The following is a 25,192-nucleotide window of genomic DNA, read 5'->3' on the forward strand; positions in this document are numbered from 1 at the left end:
AGATAACTTTTGTCTCCAAGATTTTTGGGCTACTGAAGCTTCATTTAGATGTATAATGATGGCTTATAATCTGATGAGTTTGTTCCGACATTTTGCACTAAACCATCATAATCGGGCAACATTAAAAACCTTAAAAGTCTATTGCTTTGCATTAGGATCTTGGCAGGTTAAACACGCTAATAAAAAGGTGTTGAAGATTGCTTTACCTGCTAAAAAGAGACCTTGGATGGACGGATTATTTAGTCAAATTAAAAATCTGAACCCTCCTTTTGTATATTCTAACGCATAAACTGGGTTAAAATTTGTAATAAAGGAAGCTCCTTTTGCTAATGAAAAGAAATAATCTTATCATTGAGCAAATCAGTTTTTGTAATAGTATTTTTTTGATCCTAGAATTTTACAGAAGCTACTTTGTAATAAAGTATCAATAGAAGCCTGAACATAAATACGTCCAATACTTTTGATAGAACTAACGTAATAAATATCCTGACATCCTAAGTAGCCTGGATGATGAGGTTCTTTCTCCATTATCAACTATACATTTTAAAGATAATAAAACAGAAATTTATCCAGCTTTTATGTCATTGTATTAAGATGAAGGTAAATTGGTATTTAACAAGATTAAATCTGTGCCTCTATCTTGATGACTGAGTTTGTTTAAAAAGCACGATAATGTATTAGATACTCTCCAAAATAACTACTATAACTGTAATTAAATATCTTAATTATTTTGTTTTCGGAAGAAATATTAACGGCATCAAAATAGTATTACCTAAATACACAATGGATAATATTATAATATTTTATTTCTACTTATAAAGGCATTTAATGCCCTAAAGAAAAATATAATCTTTGGTATTATATACCTTGATATATTGTCAATAGTACCGTATACATATAGATAAGAAGTAAACTGATGTCGATAAATACATTCATATTTTTGTAAATTGTAGCATTTAAAAGGTAAGAGCTCAAAACTTTATCAAAGCAGTTTTGGGGCAGACATCTTTTGGGAAAAGGTTATTTTGTAGTAAGTTCTGGAAATGTGACCGATGAAATTATAATGGGATACATCAAGAATCAAGATATAGAGCGAGAAGATGGTAATTTTGAGATTGGCGAACCTTAAGCCGACTTAAAGCGGTTTCCAAATCTACTGGCTTCAAACCAGTAGTAGTTTAATTTTTTCAGAAGCAAATTGTACACCTTTGTCTGAGTGAAAAATATGATTTTTAGGGATCTTTCTTTTATTTTTAACGATTAATCAAGCTTTATAAACATTATTTTGTGTAGTCATATCTTCACTTAAAGTCCATGCAAGTACTTTTTTTAGCTAAATCTATAATATTAGTTACGCAACTCTATTTGTCTGCTATTTTGATATAACTAATATCTGACACCCATTTTTCTCCTAGATTAGAACTACTAAAGTTTCTGTCTAGCACATTATTTATATAGTGTATGATAATGATTAGAATCTGTAGTAGTTGACTTAAACTTTTTAGACAATACACTTTTATGAGCTAGTTGTTTCATTAATAAAGAAATATAAGATATTAATAAGATAACCCTTCTCGTTCCAATTATTTTTGAATACAACTACCATAAATTTTGTTACTTTGATTAAAAATCTTGACAATTCTATCTTTCAAATGAATCAAAGAATCTTTTTGTTTTATTTAATCTTTAATCAATAATAATGAGTAGTCTTACTTATCTAACATATAAAAACATATCTTTTTAACAGAAAATGATTCTATAAATTGATACTTTATCTGTTGCTCTTGGGAAAGATGCTTACTTCCCTTTGTAAATCTTTGATCTTTAGTCATTCTGACGTTAATTCTGTTTTCTTTTAGAAATTTCCAGAATTACTTTCATCTCATAGGATTTATACCATTTTCTGATCATACTATAATTTAGATCATATTCTTCACTAACTTGTTTAGTATTTTACCTTGATTGTAATAATCCGATAATCATTATATTAAAATAATTACTAAGTACTCGTTTTGCCATAATTCAAATACATTAAGGTATGGACAATAAAAAATCGTCTCAATAAATTAGGTGTTCCAAACTGCTCAGTCCAGAAGATATGGCACATCGTAAACGTAGATGCTGGGATGTAGAAGCTGTTTTTGGAAACATGATGTAAAATATGAAATTCAAACACTTTATGTTAAGAGGAATTGATAAAATGGAAATCCAAATTGGATTCATATCTTCAAAAAAGTAAAGTGGGCATAAGGAGCCATGCTTTGAGCTTTTTCCAATAGTAATCTATCAAAAAAACCATCAAATAAATACTTTTTGGATAGTCTCTTTATAGTTTAATTATATTTATAAAAAAAATTATCGTTTTTTTAAAAAGTATATTTTTGCATAAAATACAAGAAACATGAATAGTTTTTTCACAGTTGTTTTAGATAAACTTTATAGAACTAATAATAGGGAAATAGATTTTGATGAAATTTTTCAAAATAAAAAAGGTAGTATTACATTTATAAATCCATATTCTTATTCAATTTTAAGAAAGAAGAAAAATAGAGATGCAGTAGATATGGTGAATTGTATTTTTGTAGATGGAATTTTGCTAGTAAAGATTTTAAAACTTATAGGTGTCAAAACCCATCGTATTAGCTTCGATATGACATCTTTAGCCCCTAAACTATTTAAATTTTGTGAAGATAATGATAAAACAATTTATTTTGTTGGAACAAAACAAGATATTCTTGAAAAATCTATAGAGAATATAAAAAAAGAATATACTAATCTCAAAATAAAAGGATATAGGAATGGTTATTTTAAAACTGATAAAGAGAAAGATTTATTTCAGTCTGAATTAGTTTCTTTAAATTTGGATTACTTAGTTGTTGGAATGGGTACTCCTTTACAAGAGAGATTTATATTAGAAATGAAAAATAAACAATATAGAGGTAATGCTTATACGTGTGGAGGGTTTTTACATCAATCTTCTTCAAGTTTAATCTACTATCCTGCTTGGATTGATAAATTTGAATTAAGGTGGTTCTATAGAATGTTTAAAGAAAAAGAGGTTAGGAAAAGAATTTTAATCGAATACCCTCTATTTTTATTTAAGATTTCATTTGATTTATTTATTCATTACTTTTGCCAAAAACCATTCAAAAATTAAAATTTGCATATCTTATATTTTTTTTTATTTTTCGTAGGAGCGTATATATTGACTTATCTTACTATTCCAAAAATTATTGGTTTGGTTGAGCATAAGAAACTTATGGATCAACCTAATAAAAGGAGCTCGCATATTAAAATCACTCCAACATTAGGAGGTATTTCTTTTTTTTATACATTAATTTTTGCACTTTTTTTTTTAAAAGGATGGGATAAATATGATGAGGCTATCTATTTTATTCCTGGACTAACTATACTTTTTATAGTTGGATTAAAAGACGACTTGGTTGTACTTTCTCCTTATACAAAGCTAATTGCACAATTAGTTTCAATCCTTTTTATTTTGAGTAATGAGAGTTTTATGATTCATTCCTTGAATGGTTTTTTTGGAGTATATGAAATTCCAATTTATGTATATTATATAGTAGGAGGGTTTATGATGTTAACTATTATTAATGCATATAATTTGATTGATGGGATAGATGGTTTAGCAGCAATTGTAGGAATTGTAATACTAATGATTTATACTACGATATTTTATATTACAAATGAATATTTTTATGTTTTATTATGCCTAACATTAAACGGCTGTCTTATAGCATTTTTAAGTTTTAACCTATCTTCATCTAGGAAGATTTTTATGGGAGATACAGGATCACTTATCGTTGGGTTTATAATTGGAACATTAACTTTAAAATTTTTAGCCTTATCTCCAGAATCATATGATAGCCTCCCCTTTTTGTTAGAAAATGTTCCATTAATAGCAATAAGTATACTTATTGTTCCTTTATTTGATACAGCTAGAATTTTTACAATAAGATTAGCAAATAAAAAAAGCCCATTCTCACCTGATAGAAATCATACACATCACATATTAATAGATTATTTTAAAATTTCCCATAAACAAGCTAGCTTTATTATTGGAGGCTTTAATTTAATATTTGTTATAATTTTTATCCTTCTAGGAAGTTCGTCGTATAACTTTTATTTAGTTCTTATATTAATCATAACAGTTATACTACTCGGATATCTTTTTTATCGTTTTGATTATAGTTTTACAAATATCAAAAGGAAAATTATTTTTCGAAATAAAATAGACATTTTTAAAAGTGAAGTAAAAAAAGGAGGAGAAAAATTGATGCCAAAAACCAAAAAGAAGCGAAAAAGTAAATGAAAATATCAGTAATAGGTACCGGATATGTAGGCTTAGTAACGGGAACATGTTTAGCAGAAACTGGTAATGAGGTAGTTTGTGTAGATATAAACGAGCAAAAGGTTCAAAAAATGCGTAATGGTGAAGTACCTATATACGAACCACATTTAGACGTGCTTTTTGATAGAAATATAAAAGCAGGAAGATTAATTTTTTCCACATCTTTAAAGGAAGGATTGGAGCATGGAGAAGTTATTTTTTTAGCCCTTCCAACTCCAGAAGATGAGGATGGATCTGCAGATTTGTCTTATGTTCTTGGAGTAGCAGAAAATATAGGAAATATAATTACAGATTATAAAGTAATAGTAGGTAAAAGTACAGTGCCAGTAGGAACTGCAGAAAAAGTACGCGAAGCAATTTCTAAAAATGCAAAAAGTACTTTCGATGTCGTTTCCAATCCAGAATTTTTAAGAGAAGGTTTTGCTGTAGATGATTTCTTAAAACCAGAACGAATAGTTATTGGATCAAGCTCGCAAAGAGCTACAGAACTTATGGAAAAACTATATAAACCATTTGTTCGATCTGGTAACCCAATTATCGTCATGGATGAAAAATCTGCGGAACTTACCAAATATGCAGCTAATGCTTTTTTAGCAACTAAAATCACTTTTATGAATGAAATTGCTAACTACTGTGAAAAAGTTGGCGCAGATGTGGATAAGGTAAGGATAGGTATGGGTACAGATTCTAGAATAGGCAAGAGGTTTTTATTTCCTGGAATTGGATATGGAGGTTCTTGTTTTCCTAAAGATGTGAAAGCACTACATAAATCAGGTAAAGATTCTCAATATGAATTTAAGATTTTAGATTCTGTAATTAAAGTAAATGATAATCAGAAAATTATTCTATTTCCAAAAATAAAAAATTACTTTAATAATGATCTGCAAAATAAAACGTTTGCAATCTGGGGATTAGCTTTTAAACCTGAAACAGATGATATTAGAGAAGCTCCATCATTATATCTTATAGATAAATTACTAACAGAAGGAGCTAATATTAAAGCTTTTGATCCTGAAGCGATGGATAATGTAGCTAGAAAATATCAAGGTAAAATACAGTTTTCTAAAACAATGTATGATGTTTTAGAAAACGCAGATGCCTTAATTATTTGTACAGAGTGGAGTATTTTTAGAACTCCCGATTTTAATAAAATTAAATATAGCCTTAGAAAAAATGTAATTTTTGATGGTAGAAACTTGTACGATATAAGCGATGTTGAAAAAGAAGACATTTCTTATTTTTCTATTGGAAGAAAAGATATAAAAATTTAAAATGCGAAAAGTTTTAATTACAGGAGCAGCAGGTTTTTTAGGCTCTCATCTTTGCGATAGATTTATAAAAGAAGGCTTCCATGTTATAGGTATGGATAATCTGATCACGGGAGATATAAAAAACATAGAGCATCTGTTTAAATTGAAACAATTTGAATTTTATAACCATGATGTTACAAAGTTTGTTCACGTTCCAGGAAAATTGGATTATATTTTACATTTTGCATCTCCTGCAAGCCCGATAGATTATCTCAAAATTCCTATTCAAACTTTAAAAGTAGGATCTCTGGGAACACATAACCTTTTAGGATTAGCAAAAGAAAAAGGGTCTAGAATTCTGATAGCTTCTACTAGCGAAGTATATGGAGACCCTTTAGTGCATCCTCAAAGTGAAGAATACTATGGAAATGTTAATACTATAGGCCCAAGAGGAGTATATGACGAGGCAAAACGGTTTCAAGAGTCAATTACTATGGCATATCACACCTATCATGGGTTAGATACTAGGATTGCTCGTATTTTTAATACCTATGGCCCGCGAATGCGACTAAATGACGGAAGGGTAGTGCCTGCATTTATTGGTCAGGCATTACGAGGAGAGAATCTTACTATATTTGGTAATGGATTACAAACTCGATCCTTTTGTTATATAGATGACCAAGTAGAAGGCATTTATAAACTGCTTTTTAGTGATTATGTATATCCAGTTAACATTGGTAATCCAGATGAAATCACCATAAAAGAGTTTGCTGAAGAGGTTGTAAGACTTACGGGGACAGATCAAAAAGTAATATATAAACCACTACCAACAGACGACCCTTTGCAACGACAACCTGATATTAGTAAAGCTAAAGAAATTTTAGGATGGGAGCCAAAAATAGGACGTTCAGAGGGAATGAAACTAACTTTAGATTATTTTAAAGCATTTTCAAAAGAAGAACTTCGAAAGAGTGAACATAGAGATTTTGTTTGATTTAACAATCAAGCTAAAATAATAGTTAACGGTAATAGTAGTATACTATAAGTGCAATTAAGTACAATAACATCCAAGATTATTAGCTTGTTCTATAAGGAAGACCATTGGGTTGTGATGACTTTCTGGAACTCTTTATATATAGCTTTTTTTTTACTACCATTAGGAATTAATCTACCAACGCCATTTTTTATAGTTTCTATAGTTTTTGGAGTCGTTATCGTATTTAAATACCCAAAAAAGTTTGTTTTAGATAAATCTGTTCTCGCTTTTCCATTATATTTTTTAGTAATGTGCTTTGGACTCATTTATACAGATAATCTTTTAGACGGGATTAGTCTAATACAGAGGTCTTTATCTCTTTTACTATTTCCTATAATTTTTTTGTTTGTTAAAGAAGATGCAGCAACTGTAAAAAAACTTTTTAATTTTTTATTGGCAGGGTTAATAGCTTCATTTTTTATTAATTTTTTTAATGCTACACAAGATTTAACAGCATATATTCTTGAGAAGAATATCAGTATAGATATATTCTCCTTATTAGAAGAAATCTCTAATGGATGGCATTATTTTTTTATAGGATCTTTTTTTTCAAGATCTGTTAATTCCAATTATATTTCTATATATATATTATTAGTGTTAAGTTATTATCTCAAAAATAAATTGGAATCAAGGATACAATTAACAATTATAGTGATATTGTTTCTTTATCTTTTCTTATTATCCTCTGTTGGAGGATATATAATTCTAGCAATTATGTCTGTGTTTTTAATTATGGATGTTAAGAGTAAAAGTAAAAAATATACTTTCATAATTATTTTAATCATGGGAACAATTTTATTTTTAAATAACCCAAGAATTATCAATTTTTATAGTAGAATAAAACATCTTAGCAAAACATTAAATTATGAAAATAATACTTCCGAAAAATTAAAAGTATTATCATGGGATACAAGTCTCAAACTTATAAAAGAAGCACCTGTATTTGGTTATGGAACTGGAGATGCAAACGATGTTTTGCTTGAAAAATATAAGAAATTGGGATATAATCTTAATTATGGGTATAAATATAATTCTCACAATCAATTTTTTCAAACATATCTACAAACTGGTTTTTTCGGTTTTTTCGTTTTAATTAGTATTTTCATTTTGCTTGCTATACGAATGAAAAGAAGTCGAAATGAGTTTTCTGTATTTTTAATTCTTTTTATATCCTTGTTGTTTGAGTCTATGTTAGTTCGATTTAATGGTATTGTGTTTTTTTCTATAGTTATTCCTTTATTATTAAAAAAGAGAAGTATTTTAAGTAGTAGGATTATTCGAAATGATAATCCTGAAAAAAACGATCTGTAAAGGTACTTTTTTAAGTACTTTTTTGTATTTTTATAGGATGGAAACAGTAAACTATACAGATTTTCGTTCGAATTTGAAGTATTGGTTGGATAAAGTGGTTAATGATGCAAGCGATCTAGTGATCAAAAGAAAAGGCGGAAAAGATTTAGTGATAATATCGTTAGACGAATATAATTCATTAAAAGAAACTACGTATTTGCTAACAGGAAAGAACAGAGATGTTTTGTTAAATTCTATTGAAGAGTTAGAAAAAGGTAAAGGCATCCAAAAGGATATAATAGAAGAATGAGATTAGTCTGGTCTTCATCTAGTTGGAATGATTACATATATTGGCAAAAAGGCGATAAGAAAAAGGTTAAGCGAATAAATGAATTATTAAAAAGTTGTATGCGAACACCTTTTGAAGGGATTGGAAAACCAGAAGCATTAAAAGGTGATTTGCAAGGATATTGGTCGAGACGAATAACATCAGAACATCGCTTAGTTTATAAATATACAGAACAAGAACTATTAATAGCATCTTGTCGCTATCATTATAATAAGTAATTTAGTCAAAAACTCTTTTATTTTCTGTGAATTTTATTAACTCTTTCCTCTTTTGTTATATCCGTTTGCAGATAAAAACCTAGTATTAGACTTTTAGTTTTTATTCTAAACAATTAGTTATAGAACCATGAATAAACTATTTTTGAATCTATAAAAACAAGTCATATTATATCATGAATATTTTAGTATTAGGATCAGGAGGTAGAGAACATACATTTGCTTATAAAATCGCCGAAAGCCCACTTTGCAATACGCTATTTGTAGCCCCAGGAAATGCGGGTACTGCAAATATTGCAATTAATGTTCCAATAGCAGTAACAGATTTTATTGCAATTAAAGAGCTGGTAATAAAAGAAAAGATAGAAATGGTAGTAGTAGGGCCAGAAGATCCTTTGGTGCAGGGTATTAGTGATTTTTTTGCTTCAGACGCCCAGTTAAAACATATTGTGGTTATTGGTCCGTCTAAAGAAGGTGCAAAGCTAGAAGGAAGTAAAGAATATGCTAAAGAGTTTTTAATCAGACATAATATACCAACAGCAGCATACCAAAGCTTTACAGCAGCTACTGTAAATGAAGGGAAACAATTTTTAGAAACACTAAAAGCCCCTTATGTACTAAAAGCAGATGGTTTGGCCGCTGGTAAAGGTGTATTGATTCTTCAAAATCTGGAGGAAGCAAAATCTGAATTGGAGAATATGTTAACCAATAAAAAATTCGGAACTGCAAGTGAAAAAGTAGTAATTGAAGAATTTTTAGATGGTATAGAGCTTAGTGTTTTTGTGCTTACCGATGGTAAAAATTATGTCACTTTACCAACGGCCAAAGACTACAAACGTATAGGAGAAGGAGATACAGGTCTAAATACAGGTGGTATGGGTGCGATTTCACCAGTTCCTTTTGCAGATGAAGCATTAATGACAAAAATCGAAAAACAAATCATTAAACCAACAGTAGATGGTTTAGTCAAAGAAAAAATAGATTATAAAGGTTTCATTTTTATTGGATTAATAAAAGTAGGAGATGATCCAAAAGTGATTGAATATAATGTTCGAATGGGAGATCCTGAAACTGAAGTGGTATTGCCAAGGGTAAAAACAGATTTAGTAAAATTATTTACTCATGTAGGATCACAGTCTTTAAACACTATAGAACTTGAATTAGATAGTAGGAGTGCTACAACGGTCATGGTAGTTTCAGGAGGATATCCAGAAGCTTATGAAAAAGACAAAGAAATAAAAGGTCTAGATACAATTTCTGACTCTATTGTTTTTCATGCGGGTACAAAGCTTAATAATAAAAAAGTAGTCACTAATGGTGGAAGAGTAATTGCTGTAACTTCGTTTGATGAAGATTTCAGAATGGCACTTAAAAAATCATATCATAATATAGAAAAGCTACATTTTGATAAAATGTATTATAGAAAAGATTTAGGTTTTGATCTATAGCACTTCATATAAAGTTTAACCTCTAAGATTTCTTCTAGAAAATAAAATATGTTTTTTAGAAATACATCTCACAATTTTTCTCAGAGAAGTAGATTTGGTCACACATAAAAAAAATCCCAGATAGAAACCTCTATCTGGGATTTTTTAAATTTAATTTAAAAAAGAATGTGCTGTAGGATCTCTATTCTCTTCGTCATTATCATTAAATTTTTTCAATTGCTTCATCCAATATAAAAAAGCAGCAAAGCCAACTAACATAAATAACCAATTAAGGGTGTTAGCCCCTGTCCAGTTTTCTAATTCTAATGCTCTTAAGGCATCAAAAGGAGCAAATAATACATCTACACAAAGGGATGCTATTGCTTCAAAAAAATCTTTCATAACGTATTTTATATTTTTTATAAAAAGAATAAAGTAGTAAGCTAAAATCTTTTTATAAATTAGTCTTATGGTAAATAAAAACAATATATATTGTATTGTACAAAAATATAAAAAATACTAGTGTTATCAAGCTTTTTTAGTAAATCTAAGCCTATTAATTATATTGCAGTTGCATTATATATGACTCTATTCTTCAGTATAGCTCATAATAAAAGAGATTTTGAAGTAGATAGTGGTTATTTTTTTTTAAAAGTGCTAAGCCTTTTTATATATATATTACCAATGCTAGTCCTTAATTTTGTAGCCCAAAAAAATGATCTTACTAATAAAGGAACATTTACCATACTTTTATACGCCTTTCTTACAGCTATATTTCCAAGAGCATTAATTGATTTTCCTGTCTTATTATCTAATGTGTTTGTGTTGATGGCATTACAAAATATCTTACGTATGCGTAATGAAAAACATATCAAAGCAAGCATATTTAATGCATCTATATATATTGCTTTAGCATCGTTAGCATATTTTTGGAGTATAGGGTTTTTGTTTTTTGTTTTTTTAGGAGTATTTTATTTCGAACCTAAAAATTATAGAAATTGGATTATTCCATGTATTGGTATTATTATGGTTTATGTATTTGCTAATTGCATAACATTAATTTTTTACGATTCTTTTTTTTCACTTAGATCACATATAAAACCTTTTTCTTTTTCATTTCAGAATTATTTAGTAAAAGATCATTTTTTTTCTGTGGGGATATTACTAATTTGTATAGTATTCTTCTTTTCTATATATCTTCTTAAATTTGGAAGAAAAGCAGCAAAAAATAAGCCAATTGTACGTATTATAATAGTGTATTTAATTCTGGCAATTGGTGTAGGGGTTATTGCTCCAGAAAAGAACACGTCAGAATTATTTTTTATTACCCCACCACTTGCACTAATTGGGACTACATACTTGGAAATGGATTATCGCCTATTTGTAAAAGAAATTAACATATGGGTGTTCATTTTGTTACCATTTATCTTGATGTTTTTATAATAGTATTATAGAGCATCCTTATATAATAAATACTATTTTAAAATATAATATCTTTGTACCTGTTCTAGAAAATAAGTGTAGCCATATTTTGAGAAGCTAACTATAGTTGTAAAATTTATATTTTTGAGTTATAATACACATTTTTTTAGTATAAAAATGGTGTAAGTACTAGAGCAATAAATTTAAGATACACAAAACCCAATCTGTAGAATTACATATTTTAGAAAATAATAATATATATGTTTAGTAATAAAGCAAATTCCATTTTTAAAGAAGTTATAGCAAAATATCACGAAATTGATACTGTAGATCAAAAATTCTTTAACCCTTATGACAGTAAGTCACAAGCAATAGAGCATTTATTGTATCGTAAATGCTGGATAGATACGGTACAATGGCATTATGAAGATATAATAAGAGATCCAGAAATAGATCCTATAGCAGCTTTAAAACTAAAAAGACAAATTGATGCATCTAATCAGGATCGAACAGATATGGTTGAATATATTGATAGTTATTTTTTAGAACAGTATAAAAATATACAGCCAAAGAATAATGCTACTATTAATACCGAGAGCCCTGCATGGGGTATAGACAGGTTATCTATTTTGGCATTAAAAGTATATCACATGCACGTAGAAACGATTCGGGAAGAAGCAACAGATATACATAAAGATGTATGCCAAAAAAAATTAGATATACTACTGGAACAACAAGTAGATCTTTCTACAGCAATAGACACTTTGTTAAAGGATATTGAAAATGGGGATAAATACATGAAAGTGTATAAACAAATGAAAATGTATAATGACGATGAACTAAACCCTGTATTGCGTGGAGGAAAGTAAGAATATACAATTAAAAGAATTTACAAGAAATATTTTAGTTATACGTCTTTCAGCAATGGGAGACGTAGCAATGGTCGTTCCTGTCCTAAGAGTTTTCAGAGCTACTTATCCAGATGTTAAACTAACTGTACTTACGCGAAAATTCTTTGCGCCAATGTTTTCAGATATTGAAAACCTTGAGGTATATCCCGCAGAGGTAAACGGAAAACATAAAGGTTTTTTTGGGCTTACCAGATTAGCAAATGAATTAAATAAACTAGGTATAAATGAGGTAGCAGATGTGCATAATGTATTAAGATCAAATGTATTAAAAACATTATTCTTATTACGAGGAAAAAAAGTTGCTCAGGTAGATAAGGGGAGGGCAGAAAAAAAAGCACTTACAAGACCCAATAATAAGGTGTTTAAGCAGCTAAAATCAACCCATCAAAGATATGCCGATGTTTTTTCTGCTTTAGGATATCCTATAGATTTTTTAACCCATAATTTTCCTAAAAAACAAGCATTAACAAAAAACATTCTGTCTTTAACTCAAGGTTCAACCAAAAAATGGCTTGGAATTGCTCCTTTTGCACAATATGATAGTAAAACATATCCTTTAGAACTAATGGTTGAGGTTATCGAAACCTTGGACAAAGAAAATCGGTTTGAAATTTTTCTTTTTGGAGGAGGAAAGAAAGAATTAGATATCCTTAATAATATAGCTAGTAAATATAATAACGTAATTAACGTAGTAAATAAACTTTCTTTTGAAGAAGAGTTAAAACTAATAGGAAACCTAGATATTATGGTATCTATGGATAGTGGTAATGCACACTTGTCTGCTATGTATGGAGTGCATACTATCACACTATGGGGAGTAACACATCCTTTTGCAGGATTTATGCCTTTTGCCCAACCAATAGAGAATACTATTTTACCTAATTTGGCAAAATATGATCAAATACCAACATCAATTTACGGTAATAAAATACCCTCAGGGTATGAAAAGGTAATGTATACCATTAAGCCCGAGAAGGTTGTAGAAGCAGTTAATAAATTAAGCCTTTAAACATCATCAAAATCTACTTTAATGGCAGCAGATGTCGGGTGTGCCTGACAAGCTAATACTAAACCTTCTGCAATTTCTCCATCAGTAAGAATGCTATTTTTTTCCATTACTGCACTTCCTTCTGTAATTCTACAAATACAAGAACTACACACACCACCTTGGCAAGAATATGGAGCATCAATATCTTTATCTAACGCAGCATCAAGAATAGTCTTTTTTTGATCCATGACAAAATTAAATTCTTCATCATCTACGAGAATACAAATACTAGATTTCCCTTCTAAATTAGTATCAATTTCTGTTTTTTCGGCGCTGGTGGTAAATAATTCAAAATGAATAGAGTCTTTTTCAACACCTCGTTCAAGTAAAACATCTTTTACGGTATTGATCATTTTTTCAGGACCACATAAATAAAAGGAATGAAAAGAAAAATCTTTATACTTATTTTTTAACACATAATTTACTATAGGTTTTTCGATTCTACCAAAAAGAGCATTTTTTGGTTCACTTCTGCTATATACAAACTCAACAAACAAACGATTTACATATTTTGCTTTTAATTCAGATAGTTCGGTATGAAAAATAGTTTCTTCAATAGATTTATTACCATAAACTAATATAAAACTACTTTTTGGTTCTTCTTCTAAAACAGATTTAATCATACTCATTACAGGAGTAATACCGCTACCAGCTACAAAGGCAACGTAGGTTTGTTTTGCTTCGGAATTAGGGGTGAGTAAAAAGTTTCCTTCAGGGGAGTGTACCTCCAGAATATCCCCTTCTTTTAATTTAGTATTTGCAATAACCGAAAATAATCCTCCAGGTATTTCTTTAATAGCAACTTTAAGTATATCACTTTTAGGAGAACTACAAATAGAGTAGGCTCTGCGAATTTCTTTTCCTTCAACAGAGGTTTTTATGGTAACATATTGCCCTGGAATAAAAGAGTATGTTTCTTTAAGAGCCGATGGTACTTCAAATATAATAGAAACAGCATTAGCAGTTTCTCTAATAATATGTTGTATTGATAATTTATGAAAGCCTGACATTACAGTTTTTTTTGCAAAAATAGTAAATACAGTAGAAGAGGTTAGGTTTTATTATGAAATTATTAGCAAATCTATAGTTGTGTCTAAATCAAAATTTCACTAAATTCTAATCTTTTTTGCATTTTTAAGTAATGTTCTCTATTGTTTTTGTGTAACAAAAAAACATTTTTACTTACTAAATAGTATAAACACCCTTCCTTATGTTTAAACATTTCATTATTTTACAATGGAAATCTTTTTGGCGCTCAGCTTCTTTAACTTCAGGGTTATTTATGAAGTTGTTTATAGGGTTTTGGGCGATATGGGTTATTGTTATGGTAGTTTCTGGAGGTATAGGAGCTTATTTTTTTATTGAAGAAAACCTAAATTTAGATCCATTAGATACTATAAACAGGTTTTTGATATACTGGTTTATATTTAACCTATTGCTTCGATATGCTTTGCAGAAAATGCCAGTAATTAATATTAAACCCTTATTACTCCTTCCGTTTAAGAAAAAGAAGATAGTGTCCTTTGCCTTTGGTAAAACAATTTTTTCATTTTTTAATATAATTCATACGTTCTTTTTTATTCCATTTTCTATAGTATTAATACAAAATGAATACCCTGTTCTTAACGTATTATTATGGAACATAGGATTAGTTGCATTAATTTACTGTAACAATTTTTTGAACATTATTTTGAATAAAAAAGACAATCTTATATTTATTATAGGAGGTGTTTTAGCCGTTTTTGGAACATTACAATATTTAGAATACTTTGATATTACAACCTATACAACTCCTTTCTTTACTACACTATACCAGATTCCTTTTTTATCAATAGTACCCGTCATTACTTTGATATTGCTATGGATAATATCTTTTAGGTCTTTTACAAAAGATTTATATCTGGATGCTGGCTTGGCTAGCAAAACAAATACTGTGAAGACGGAGAACTTGGATTGGTTAAACAGATTTGGTAAAACCGCAACTTTTCTTAAAAATGATATAAAGTTGATAAAAAGAAATAGAAGAGCTAGATCTACAATTATAGTTAGTTTTTTATTCTTGTTCTATGGGTTATTGTTTTTTACGGGAGCTGTAGAAACCTATGATGGACCAATTTGGAGGATTTTTGCAGCAATTTTTATTACGGGGGGATTTTTGCTAGGTTTTGGGCAGTTTGTCCCTAGTTGGGATAGCTCTTATTATCCATTAATGATGACTCAAAACATTCGTTATAAAGAGTATTTGTCCTCAAAATGGTGGTTAATGGTAATTGCAACATTAGTTTCTACGGTTTTAGCATCTGGATACTTATATTTTGGATGGGAGGTTTATCTGGTTATAGTCGTAGCGGCGATTTATAATATAGGAGTAAATTCTCATATAGTATTATGGGCAGGAGCTTATGTAAAAACACCAATTGATTTAGCGAGTAACAAATACGCATTTGGAGACAAGCAAGCATTTAACATGAAAACTATGATGTTGGCATTCCCCAAAATGGCATTGCCAATGTTATTGTATGCCATAGGCTATTATGCCTATAGCCCTTATTTGGGATATGCTTTGGTGGCAATTGCAGGAATAGCAGGCTTTGCGTTCAAAGATGCAGTTTTTAGTAAAATAGAAAGAATTTATAAAACAGAGAAGTATAAAACACTCGCGGCATACAAACAAACAAAATAAATCGATGATAACAATATATAATCTCACCAAAATATATAAAGGAAATACCGTATTGAATATAGAACATTTGGAAATACAAAAAGGAAAAAGTTTTGGTCTTGTAGGGAATAATGGAGCAGGAAAAACAACCTTGTTTAGTACATTATTAGATTTAATACAACCAACAACGGGGTATGTCGAAAACAATGGTATTAAAGTGAATGAAAGTGAAGAGTGGAAATCTATTACTTCGGCATTTATAGACGAAACATTTTTAATTGGATATCTAACTTCGGAAGAGTATTTTTATTTCATAGGAGAACTTCGTGGTCAAAAAAGACCAGATGTAGATGCTTTATTATCCAAATTCGAAGATTTTTTTCATGGAGAAATTTTAGGTCAAAAAAAGTACCTAAGAGATCTTTCTAAAGGAAATCAAAAAAAAGTAGGTATTGTCGCGACACTTATTGGTAATCCAGAAGTTATTATTTTAGACGAACCATTTGCCAATCTGGATCCAACTACCCAGATTAGATTAAAAAAAATAATTAAAGAATTATCTGCAAACCCAAACACTACCATTTTAATATCTAGTCACGATTTAATACATGTTACCGAAGTCTGTGAGCGAATTGTGGTTTTGGACAAAGGGGTTGTAGTAAAAGATCTAGTAACATCAGAAGAGACATTAAAAGAACTTGAAGGGCATTTTAACAAATAATATAATTAATACCACAAAAATAATGAGGTTTTACCGTAGTATTAAATATAAAATTAGCACTACATTTACGTATAAATAATTCCTACCCTTAATCATAAATATCAAATACAATTAGTGTCAATTGTTCTAGATATATATGTTACCAATTAATACTATGTATGTAATACACTGTTTTTTTAGCAAAACAGATGATAAATGGTATTATACGATTATGTTAAAAAATGTTTTAAAAATTGAAGGGGTTACTGTTCTTAAAAGAGAAGCGAAGTTAGTGGTAAAAGGGCAATCTTGTTTTGATGATGCTTGGGATTATGGGACTAGGTGGAATAATATAACTGGTGGCAGTGCTTACAAAGCAATGGACGATTTTTACGCGGCTAATTGTATGTAAACAGTAATTTTGTTCGGGATTTCTTAACCGTAATCCCGATTTTAGTATTATGCCAAACCTTTGTTACCTAAATGAGTAATTTGAAAAAACCAAGATATGAATATAAAAGTACTTATATATATTATATTTTTCGTTACCTATTTTTCATCGTACGGTCAAAATCAAGGCATTATACACTATAAAGCAGAGGTTGTATATAAAATGTCTGAAGATCCTGAAATGTCTGAAAATTTTAAAAGGAACCCCAAATTTTTTAAAAACGTTTTAGAAATAGAACAAAATGTATCCTTTTTATTAAAAGACACTCGGTTTATTTTACAATTTAAGAATGAAGAAAGTAGTTTTGAAATGGAGCCTACAGTAGCACATGAAAAAAATAAATTTTCTGGCGCAGTTGCCATGTATACTGATTCTGATGGTGTTTTTTATAATAATATTATTACTAAAGAATCGATTAAACAAACTAGGGTTTTTGGAAAAACATTTTTGGTTACTTTAGATCCATTAGAATGGGAAACACATAACGAGTCTAAAAAAATAAGCAAGTATACCTGCTATAAAGCGACGGCAAATCAAAAAATAGAATTGAATGATGGGAAGAAAAAAACATTTGTGATCACTGCATGGTATACTCCCGAAATCCCCGTTAGCTTTGGCCCCAAAAATTATGTAGGGTTACCGGGTTTAATTATGGAATCTGATATGAATGGAGTAATCCGTTTTATGGCTAGCGAACTCAATGTAAACCCTAAAAAGGAGGTCATCATACAAAAAACCACCAAAGGTAAACCTATTACCGAAAAAGAATTGAGAGAAAAGGATAAAAAAGCCATGGAGAATTTTAGGAATTAATTACAACATGATATAAATGTTAAGATATTTATTGGTTATTATATATAAGTACTACAGCATTTTATGGGCAAGAAATATCCCTGTTGGGTGTTGTAAAGAATAGTATGCGATCCCCTAGTAATGTTAACATTATTGAAAACCACCCTCTAAAGAAGTCAACTTGTCATTTTCTATTACCAATGAGAAAGGAGAGTATGCCTTGCCATTTCAAAGAGATTAGGTATATACAATTACCATAAGTTATTTGGGATATGTTAGTCATATGTTTGAATTTAATCCTGTCCAGATTAGATTAAAAAATAATTAAAGAATTATCTGCAAACCCAAACACTACCATTTTAATATCTAGTCACGATTTAATACATGTTACTGAAGTCTGTGAGCGAATTGTGGTTTTGGACAAAGGGGTTGTGGTAAAAGACCTAGTAACATCAGAAGAGACATTAAAAGAACTTGAAGGGCATTTTAACAAATAATATAATTAATGCCACAAAAATATTGCGGTTTTACCGTAATATTAAATATAAAATTAGCACTACATTTACGTATAAATAATTCCTACCCTTAATCATAAATATCAAATGCAATTAGTGTCAATTGTTCTAGATATATATGTTACCAATTAATATTATGTATGTAATACACTGTTTTTTTAGCAAAACAGATGATAAATAGTATTACGATTATGTTAAAAAATGTTTTAAAAATTGAAGGGGTTACTGTTCTTAAAAGAGAAGAGAAGTTAGTGGTAAAAGGGCAATCTTGTTTGGATGATGCTTGGGAGTAGAACACGTAATGTTGTTGTACATGGAAGTACATATGCTACAACAGACTATTTTTATGCTAACTTTTGTATGTAATCTCTTTTAAGAATTAGGGCTATTCTATAGTCCTGATTTTAAACTAAACATAAATTCATAATAAACTTTAAGTATGAAACCTATTTTATATCATTTCTTTACTGTTTTTTTATATCTAATTCCTTTTACTATTTCATCTCAAAATCAGGGAAAAATATATTATAAAGCTGAATTTATCCAGGCAATATCGGATAGAATGAAAGATATAGAAAAAACCAAGCCCTTTCTTTATAAAAAATCAGTTGAGATTGATGAGAACATTGCTTTTTTGTTTAGAGATACTGAGTTTATCTTAAAATTTAAGAATCAAGAAACCACCTTTGGAGTAGTACCTATTGTAGCACATGATAAGGATAGATTCTTTCCAATGCTCCTAATAATGACAGGTACTAATGGGATTATTTATCAAAATTTAAAAACAAAAGAGTATATAAAGCAGGAAAAAGGGTTTGGAAAGACCTATTTGATTAAAAAAGAACCTTTAGATTGGAAAATCCATAACGAATCTAAAAAAATAGGAAAATATATGTGTTATAAAGCAACTGCCGAAGTGATAAATAAAGCAGTACTTGAAAAAAAAATAATATGGAATACCACCGTTTGGTTTACCCCAGAAATACCAGTGGCTTCTGGTCCTAAGGGATATGGTGGCCTGCCGGGATTGATATTGGAGGCTAACTTTAACGATTTTATCCATTTTTTTGTCACTAAACTAGATTTATCCCCAAAAAAGGAAATCAAAATTAAGAAACCTGTAAAAGGGATTTATATCTCTGAAGAAGAGTTTATAGAACTCGGTAAAAAAGCCATGGAGAATTTTAGGAATTAATTACAACATGATATAGGTGTTAAGATATTTATTGGTTATTATATATATAAGTACTACAGCATTTTATGGGCAAGAAATATCCCTGTCAGGTGTTGTAAAGGATAGTGTACAATCTCTTAGTAATGTTAATATTATTGCAAAACCACGCTCTAAAGAAGTCAACTTGTCATTTTCTATTACCAATGAGAAAGGAGAGTATACTTTGCTACTTCAAAAAGATAAGGAATATACAATTACCATAAGCTATTTGGGATATGATAGTCATACGTTTAAATTTAATCCTACACAAGATGCTGAAAAAAATATAGTTTTACATAAGGCAACAGAAGAATTGGATGAGGTGATCATAATTGAAGAAATCCCTATGTTGATCAAAAAAGATACGATCATTTATGATGTAAAAGCCTTTACCGATGGCAAAGAACACAAACTTAAAAATATTTTAAAAAAATTACCTGGAGTAGAGGTCGAAAAAAACGGAGAAGTAACCGTTAATGGTAAAAAGGTAACCAAAATGATGGTAGAAGGAGGTGCTTTTTTTGGTGGGAGTAGTAAACTGGCTGTAGAGAATATCCCCGCCAATGCTGTTGATAATGTAGAAGTACTGGATAATTATAGTGAGGTAGGGTTCTTAAAGAATTTTGTAGACAGTGATGAGATGGCTATGAACATTACCTTAAAAGAAGATAAGAAAAACTTTGCTTTTGGAGATATTACCAGTGGTGGTGGCGAAGATAAATACTATGAATCTCATGCAGCATTATTTTATTACAGCCCAAAAACCAATATGAATTTTATAGGAGATCTTAATGATACAGGAAAAAAAAGTTTTACCATAAATGATTATATGAGTTTTGAAGGAGGGAGGACCAGGCTCATGGAAAAAGATGGTGCTTCGCGGACAAATTCAATTCAAAATTATACCAACCTAATCAATAACCAACCTGTATTTGAAAGTAAAAACAAATTTTCGGCTCTGCATATATCTTCAAATGTAAATACCGATTTAACAGTATCGGGTTATGGAATTTATGCTGATAACCATATGGTAAGAAGGAGGGAAATTATTAATGATCATTTCTTTGAGAATTCCAGTTATAGAGAAGAGGTTCAATCTGGTCAAGAAGATGATAACATTCTAGGAATAGCAAAATTATCGGCTGATTACTCACCAAATTTTAAAGAAAAAATATTTGCTGACCTACAGGTTAAAATTATAAACAATGAGAGTTTAGAAAAACGTTTTACTTCAATAGGTAATATACTCACCGATTTTGATAATGAAAATAAACTTAAAGGCCTTGAATTACAACAAGATTTTGAATGGCATAAAAAACACAATAGCAAACACACTACTTCTTTGGTAATTAGTAATACATATAACAATACAGCTCCAAAAGAGTTTTGGAACACCAATCGCCCTATTTTTGACTCTATTATCCCGCTTATACAGGAAGAACGATTCAATTTAAAACAGAATATTGATTTTACAAACCACACTTTGGATATTGTTGGTAGACATTATTGGGTGCTAGCAAGTAATAGTCATTTGTATATTACTCTAGGAAACAAATATTTGAATCAAGAGTACATAACCAAAGATTTTCAGGTACTGGAAGATAATACGATAAATGATTTTGAAAATTCTGGATTTAATAATGACCTTGATTTCAGACTCAATGATGTATACTTAGGTACGCATTTCAAATTTAAAACCGGAGTATTAACCGTAAAAACGGGGGGTCATCTTCACCATTATGATTGGAAATCCAAACAAGAAGATATACTCTCTAATGACAAATTTGTTTTTCTTCCAGATGTTACTGCTAAATTAGAGCTAAAACCCTCAGAAAATCTAACATTTACATATAGGTTTTTAAGTAATTTCACTGACGCCCCTAATTATGCAAATAGATTTAGGCTTTTGGATTATAATAAAATTATTAGAGGTAATTCTATTTTAGAGAACGAAACATATCAAAACGGAAGTATAAGATATTCAAAATTTGCAATGTATAATGGTCTTATTTTCAATGGCCTTATCGATTATAAAAGAAAAAATAGTTTTATAAGAAACCAAATACAAATAGAAGGAATAGACCAGTTTTTAATACCTGTTTTACAAGAAACCCCAGAAACTATCATAAGTGGAATTTTTAACCTTAGGAAAAAAATAAAAAAGATAAATTTAAAAGTAAATGCAAGGATGCAATATGCTACTTTTCAAAAGATTATTAATACAATACACAGTGAGGATACAAAAATTGATATAAATCTAACAGGGAGTGTAACGACGAGATTCAAAAAATGGCCCAATATAGAATTAGGCTACAGAACAAAATTTAGTATGTATGATTCAAATACGGGAGAAACTGATTTTGTTACTAATGAGCCTTTTGGTAATATTGAGTATACTTTTCTTAAAAATTTTACTTTTACATTTGACTATAGACTTACGGAGTTCAAAAATAGAAACACAAATACTTCAACCACATTTGATATGTCTAATATATCATTATTCTATAAAAAAGAGAATAGCCCTTTTGGGTTTGAAATAAGCGGTTCAAATATATTTCACACTCAATTTAAACAAAATAGTGCATTTTCAGATTTTTTAGTTTCAGATACAAAAGATTTTATTATTCCTAGCATATTTATGTTTACTATACATTATAAGCTTTAAATAAATCTAGTTGTTAAGAAATGTAAATATTCTACCCCCTCTTTATATAATACGTATTGTTAATAAATTAGAAGAAGATAACAAAAACAATAATTGAGCAGAGAAAAATATGTTAACAACCTATTTTTTAACGAAAGAAATGTATTTTTACGACGAACACTCTATTTTTGTGTATTATAAAAATACTAAAAAGCTTTTTTTTTAGTTATCACACATATAAATTATCTGGTTTGGGAAAAAAAATATCACAAATCGCCTTGGTGGTACTTTTGGCTATTACTGCATTAGCTTGTTCTCGTAAAAAGGACAAGTTTGTAAATCGTGTATGGCACGATGTTACTACAAAAAATAATACATTATATAATGGGCGATTAGCTTATGATAGTGGTAGAGAAGAAATTATTCAATCGTATAAGGATAATTTTTGGGAGTTACTGCCTATAGAAAGAATGATTGTAAGTGAAGATGTTCGACTTCCTAATGAGATATTAAATAAAAATTTTGACAGAGCCGAAGAAAAATCCGTAAAAGCAATACAAAAGCATAGTATGCTAATTGATAATAGAGAACGTAACCCTAAAATCGATGAAGCATTTTTATTGTTAGGTAAGGCGAGATATTTTGAACAGCGATTTGTGCCAGCATTAGAAGCTTTTAACTATATTTTATATAAATACCCTTCAAGTAATACAATTAATCATGCTAAGGTCTGGAAAGCCAAAACGAATCTTCGTTTGGATAATAATGAAAAAGCAATAGAAGATCTTACCAGAATGATTGAACAAGAGTATATGGATGCTCAGGATTATGCAGATGCAGTATCTATGATGGCTCAAGCATATATTAATTTAGAAAGAAAAGATTCTGCAGTTACTTATATCACTAAAGCAGCTGTTCATACCAGAAAAAATGAGGAAAGAGGGCGTTACTTATATATAAAAGGGCAGTTGTTAAATCAATTAGGATATAAGGATAGTGCTAATTACGCTTTTGATCAGGTAATTGACTTAAACAGAAAAACGCCAAGAAGATATATGATGAATGCATATATGGCAAAAGCTCGAAACTTTGATTATGAAACCGGTAATAAAGAAGAGTTCTTGGAGTTGCTTACAGATCTAGAAGAAAACAGAGAAAATAGACCCTTTTTGGATAAGATATACAATCAAAAAGCAGAATATTTTAAAACCTTAGACTCCATAGATTTGGCGGTGACATATTATAATAAATCACTACGTACAAAATCTGAAGATAGATATCTAGAGTCTATAAACTACTATACTTTAGGAGATATTAGTTTTGATAGAAAAGAATATGCAATTTCTGGTGCATATTATGACAGCACACTACAAAGAATGATTGTAGACTCAAAAAGATATAGAGTTTTAAAGAAAAAGCGAGATAATCTAGATGATGTAATTTTGTATGAAGGAATAGCCAAAACAAATGATAGCATTCTTACTGTCGTAGCAATGTCACCAGAAGAAAAAATAACCTATTATTCTCAGTATACTAATACCTTAAAAGAAAAAGCTATCGCAGCAGAAAAAGCAGCAGAAATAGCAAAAATAAAAGATGGATTACCTGTTGAACAAAGATTTAAACAACCAGGTTCTGGATTAGGAGCAAATGAAAAAGGATCAAGGACAAAAGGAGTCACTTTTTATTTCTATAACCAGACGACCGTAGCTTATGGTAAAACCACATTTAAGAGAACTTATGGTAATAGGGAATTACAGGATAATTGGAGAGTATCAAGTATTTCTAATCCAAGTGCAGTTTCAGAAATAGAAGAAAAAGAAAAAGTAGAATACTCCATAGATAACGATCCAACATTTGATCCACAAACCTATATTGCTCAATTACCAACAGATCCAGCTACGATCGATAGTTTAAGTACAGATCGTAACTTTGCATACTATCAACTTGGGGTTATTTATAAAGAAAAATTTCAAGAATATGATTTATCTGTAGATAAGTTCGAAGGTTTATTACAAAGCAATCCAGAAGAACGCTTGATTGTTCCTTCAAAATACAATTTATATAAAATCTATTCGTCACAAGGAGATATATCAAAATCAAATTCATACAAACAAGATATTATTAACAACCATAGTGACTCCAGATATGCTAAGATTCTTCAGAACCCAGAAGAGACTTTAAAAGAGGATGAAAATAGCCCAAAATCAATATATAATAGGTTATATAGGGATTTTCAAAACCAAAAATATGCATCTGTTATAAAAGAGAGCGAGACAATGATTACAAAATTTGGAGGAGATGATGAATTTTTACCAAAATTTGAATTATTAAAAGCTCAGGCAATAGGTCGTTACAGAGGATTTGATGCGTATAAAGAATCGCTTAATTACGTAGCACTTAATTATCCTCAAAGCCCTGAGGGTAAAAAAGCACAAGGTATTTATCAGGTAACTGTTCCTCAAATACAAAATAACACATTTTTAACAGGCTTGGAGCAAGAAGAAAATCATAAATTGATTTATCCTTTTTCAACTTTAGGAAATAATCAAGCTCAAGGATTAAAAGAACTTATTGAAGCTATTATCAAAGAACTTCGATACGAAAAAATGAAAGTTTCATTAGATATATATAATAAAGACCAACAATTTGTAGTTGTACATACAAAAAGAAATAAATTAGCAGCAGAAGGTTTAGCGGAACTGTTGGCTATTGGTAGAACAGAAGATACTAGAGGTGTCGATCTAACAAAGTGGGATAGAAAAAAGAAATACTATAAAAAGATAGAAGATCCATACTTTATTATAGCATCGCCTAATTATCGAATTTTACAGATTCATAAAAATCTGGAAGGTTATAAGCCTATCGATACAGAACCAGAAACAGAATAATCATTTA

At 29.6% G+C, this 25,192-nt stretch carries 22 protein-coding genes and 3 pseudogenes; 22 read left to right on the forward strand and 3 right to left on the reverse strand.

Annotated elements, in window-relative coordinates; all coding sequences use genetic code 11:
• From H527_RS22305 to H527_RS0115170, 6 genes and pseudogenes are all read left to right on the forward strand, one after another.
• A pseudogene (locus tag H527_RS22305) lies at positions 1 to 289 on the forward strand (hypothetical protein); the annotation flags it as partial.
• A 696-nt stretch (positions 290 to 985) separates the two neighbouring features.
• Positions 986 to 1,129 (forward strand): annotated as a pseudogene (locus H527_RS24445) (transposase); the annotation flags it as partial.
• A gap of 1,272 nt (positions 1,130 to 2,401) precedes the next feature.
• Positions 2,402 to 3,157, forward strand: coding sequence for a WecB/TagA/CpsF family glycosyltransferase (locus tag H527_RS22315; RefSeq protein WP_051316798.1), 756 nt, complete (start codon positions 2,402 to 2,404; stop codon positions 3,155 to 3,157).
• Between the two features lie 3 nt (positions 3,158 to 3,160).
• On the forward strand, positions 3,161 to 4,330 hold the full coding sequence (locus H527_RS22320; RefSeq protein ID WP_051316799.1) for an MraY family glycosyltransferase: 1,170 nt from the start codon (positions 3,161 to 3,163) through the stop codon (positions 4,328 to 4,330).
• A complete protein-coding gene (locus tag H527_RS0115165) occupies positions 4,327 to 5,640 on the forward strand; it encodes a UDP-glucose dehydrogenase family protein (protein WP_027413484.1) in 1,314 nt (437 codons plus the stop codon). Before H527_RS22320 ends, H527_RS0115165 begins: the two co-directional genes overlap by 4 nt.
• Position 5,641: 1 nt before the next feature.
• Positions 5,642 to 6,613, forward strand: coding sequence for a UDP-glucuronic acid decarboxylase family protein (locus H527_RS0115170; protein WP_027413485.1), 972 nt, complete (start codon positions 5,642 to 5,644; stop codon positions 6,611 to 6,613).
• A 92-nt stretch (positions 6,614 to 6,705) separates the two neighbouring features.
• Here H527_RS0115170 and H527_RS24215 read toward each other — a convergent pair whose 3' ends face one another.
• A complete protein-coding gene (locus H527_RS24215; protein WP_162143825.1) occupies positions 6,706 to 6,921 on the reverse strand; it encodes a hypothetical protein in 216 nt (71 codons plus the stop codon).
• On the opposite strand from H527_RS24215, the gene H527_RS0115175 reads away from it, so the two are divergent.
• The 4 genes from H527_RS0115175 to purD all read left to right on the forward strand — a co-directional run bounded on the left by H527_RS0115175 (position 6,905) and on the right by purD (position 9,957).
• Complete coding sequence (locus H527_RS0115175) at positions 6,905 to 7,966, forward strand: O-antigen ligase family protein (RefSeq protein ID WP_162143826.1); 1,062 nt, start codon at positions 6,905 to 6,907, stop codon at positions 7,964 to 7,966. The two genes, H527_RS24215 and H527_RS0115175, sit on opposite strands and share 17 nt — an antisense overlap.
• Positions 7,967 to 8,003: 37 nt before the next feature.
• Positions 8,004 to 8,255, forward strand: coding sequence for a type II toxin-antitoxin system Phd/YefM family antitoxin (locus H527_RS0115180; protein ID WP_027413487.1), 252 nt, complete (start codon positions 8,004 to 8,006; stop codon positions 8,253 to 8,255).
• Positions 8,252 to 8,512: a Txe/YoeB family addiction module toxin gene (locus H527_RS0115185; RefSeq protein ID WP_027413488.1), complete on the forward strand. Its 261-nt coding sequence runs from the start codon at positions 8,252 to 8,254 to the stop codon at positions 8,510 to 8,512. The genes H527_RS0115180 and H527_RS0115185 overlap by 4 nt, the downstream gene beginning before the upstream one ends.
• A 173-nt stretch (positions 8,513 to 8,685) precedes the next feature.
• Positions 8,686 to 9,957 carry a phosphoribosylamine--glycine ligase gene (purD, locus tag H527_RS0115190; protein ID WP_027413489.1) on the forward strand — a complete coding sequence of 424 codons (1,272 nt, stop codon included), beginning with the start codon at positions 8,686 to 8,688 and terminating at the stop codon, positions 9,955 to 9,957.
• Positions 9,958 to 10,107: 150 nt separating this feature from the next.
• Here the strand turns inward: purD and H527_RS0115195 are convergent, their stop codons facing one another.
• Positions 10,108 to 10,338 (reverse strand): DUF6341 family protein, encoded by a 231-nt coding sequence (locus H527_RS0115195; RefSeq protein WP_027413490.1) that lies wholly within the window; start codon positions 10,336 to 10,338, stop codon positions 10,108 to 10,110.
• 120 nt (positions 10,339 to 10,458) lie between these two features.
• Between H527_RS0115195 and H527_RS0115200 the strand changes: the two genes are divergently transcribed.
• The 3 genes from H527_RS0115200 to H527_RS0115210 all read left to right on the forward strand — a co-directional run bounded on the left by H527_RS0115200 (position 10,459) and on the right by H527_RS0115210 (position 13,278).
• Positions 10,459 to 11,379: a DUF6427 family protein gene (locus H527_RS0115200; RefSeq protein WP_155837914.1), complete on the forward strand. Its 921-nt coding sequence runs from the start codon at positions 10,459 to 10,461 to the stop codon at positions 11,377 to 11,379.
• A 239-nt stretch (positions 11,380 to 11,618) separates the two neighbouring features.
• Entirely contained in the window at positions 11,619 to 12,227 is a 609-nt protein-coding gene (locus H527_RS0115205) for a DUF4254 domain-containing protein (protein WP_027413492.1), read from the forward strand.
• Positions 12,214 to 13,278, forward strand: coding sequence for a glycosyltransferase family 9 protein (locus tag H527_RS0115210; RefSeq protein ID WP_229809299.1), 1,065 nt, complete (start codon positions 12,214 to 12,216; stop codon positions 13,276 to 13,278). The genes H527_RS0115205 and H527_RS0115210 overlap by 14 nt, the downstream gene beginning before the upstream one ends.
• Here the strand turns inward: H527_RS0115210 and H527_RS0115215 are convergent.
• A complete protein-coding gene (locus H527_RS0115215) occupies positions 13,275 to 14,327 on the reverse strand; it encodes a ferredoxin--NADP reductase (protein ID WP_027413494.1) in 1,053 nt (350 codons plus the stop codon). The genes H527_RS0115210 and H527_RS0115215 overlap by 4 nt on opposite strands.
• A 200-nt stretch (positions 14,328 to 14,527) precedes the next feature.
• Between H527_RS0115215 and H527_RS0115225 the strand changes: the two genes are divergently transcribed.
• From H527_RS0115225 to porW, 9 genes and pseudogenes are all read left to right on the forward strand, one after another.
• Positions 14,528 to 16,000 (forward strand): DUF5687 family protein, encoded by a 1,473-nt coding sequence (locus H527_RS0115225; protein WP_027413495.1) that lies wholly within the window; start codon positions 14,528 to 14,530, stop codon positions 15,998 to 16,000.
• Positions 16,001 to 16,004: 4 nt separating this feature from the next.
• Positions 16,005 to 16,700, forward strand: a complete 696-nt coding sequence (locus H527_RS0115230; RefSeq protein WP_027413496.1) for an ABC transporter ATP-binding protein — start codon at positions 16,005 to 16,007, stop codon at positions 16,698 to 16,700.
• 211 nt (positions 16,701 to 16,911) lie between these two features.
• Positions 16,912 to 17,091 carry a hypothetical protein gene (locus tag H527_RS0115235; protein ID WP_189457548.1) on the forward strand — a complete coding sequence of 60 codons (180 nt, stop codon included), beginning with the start codon at positions 16,912 to 16,914 and terminating at the stop codon, positions 17,089 to 17,091.
• 96 nt (positions 17,092 to 17,187) lie between these two features.
• Positions 17,188 to 17,943, forward strand: a complete 756-nt coding sequence (locus tag H527_RS22325) for a GLPGLI family protein (RefSeq protein ID WP_051316800.1) — start codon at positions 17,188 to 17,190, stop codon at positions 17,941 to 17,943.
• 296 nt (positions 17,944 to 18,239) lie between these two features.
• Positions 18,240 to 18,419, forward strand: a pseudogene (locus H527_RS24635) (ABC transporter ATP-binding protein); the annotation flags it as partial.
• Between the two features lie 188 nt (positions 18,420 to 18,607).
• Positions 18,608 to 18,730 carry a hypothetical protein gene (locus H527_RS24705; protein WP_262891764.1) on the forward strand — a complete coding sequence of 41 codons (123 nt, stop codon included), beginning with the start codon at positions 18,608 to 18,610 and terminating at the stop codon, positions 18,728 to 18,730.
• Between the two features lie 146 nt (positions 18,731 to 18,876).
• Entirely contained in the window at positions 18,877 to 19,632 is a 756-nt protein-coding gene (locus tag H527_RS23215; RefSeq protein ID WP_051316801.1) for a GLPGLI family protein, read from the forward strand.
• A gap of 16 nt (positions 19,633 to 19,648) precedes the next feature.
• Positions 19,649 to 22,315: a carboxypeptidase-like regulatory domain-containing protein gene (locus tag H527_RS0115255; protein WP_027413498.1), complete on the forward strand. Its 2,667-nt coding sequence runs from the start codon at positions 19,649 to 19,651 to the stop codon at positions 22,313 to 22,315.
• Between the two features lie 230 nt (positions 22,316 to 22,545).
• Complete coding sequence (gene porW, locus H527_RS22335) at positions 22,546 to 25,185, forward strand: type IX secretion system periplasmic lipoprotein PorW/SprE (protein ID WP_155837916.1); 2,640 nt, start codon at positions 22,546 to 22,548, stop codon at positions 25,183 to 25,185.
• Positions 25,186 to 25,192 lie beyond the last annotated feature (7 nt).

The sequence above is a fragment of the Aquimarina muelleri DSM 19832 genome (assembly GCF_000430665.1).
GTDB classification, from domain to species: domain Bacteria; phylum Bacteroidota; class Bacteroidia; order Flavobacteriales; family Flavobacteriaceae; genus Aquimarina; species Aquimarina muelleri.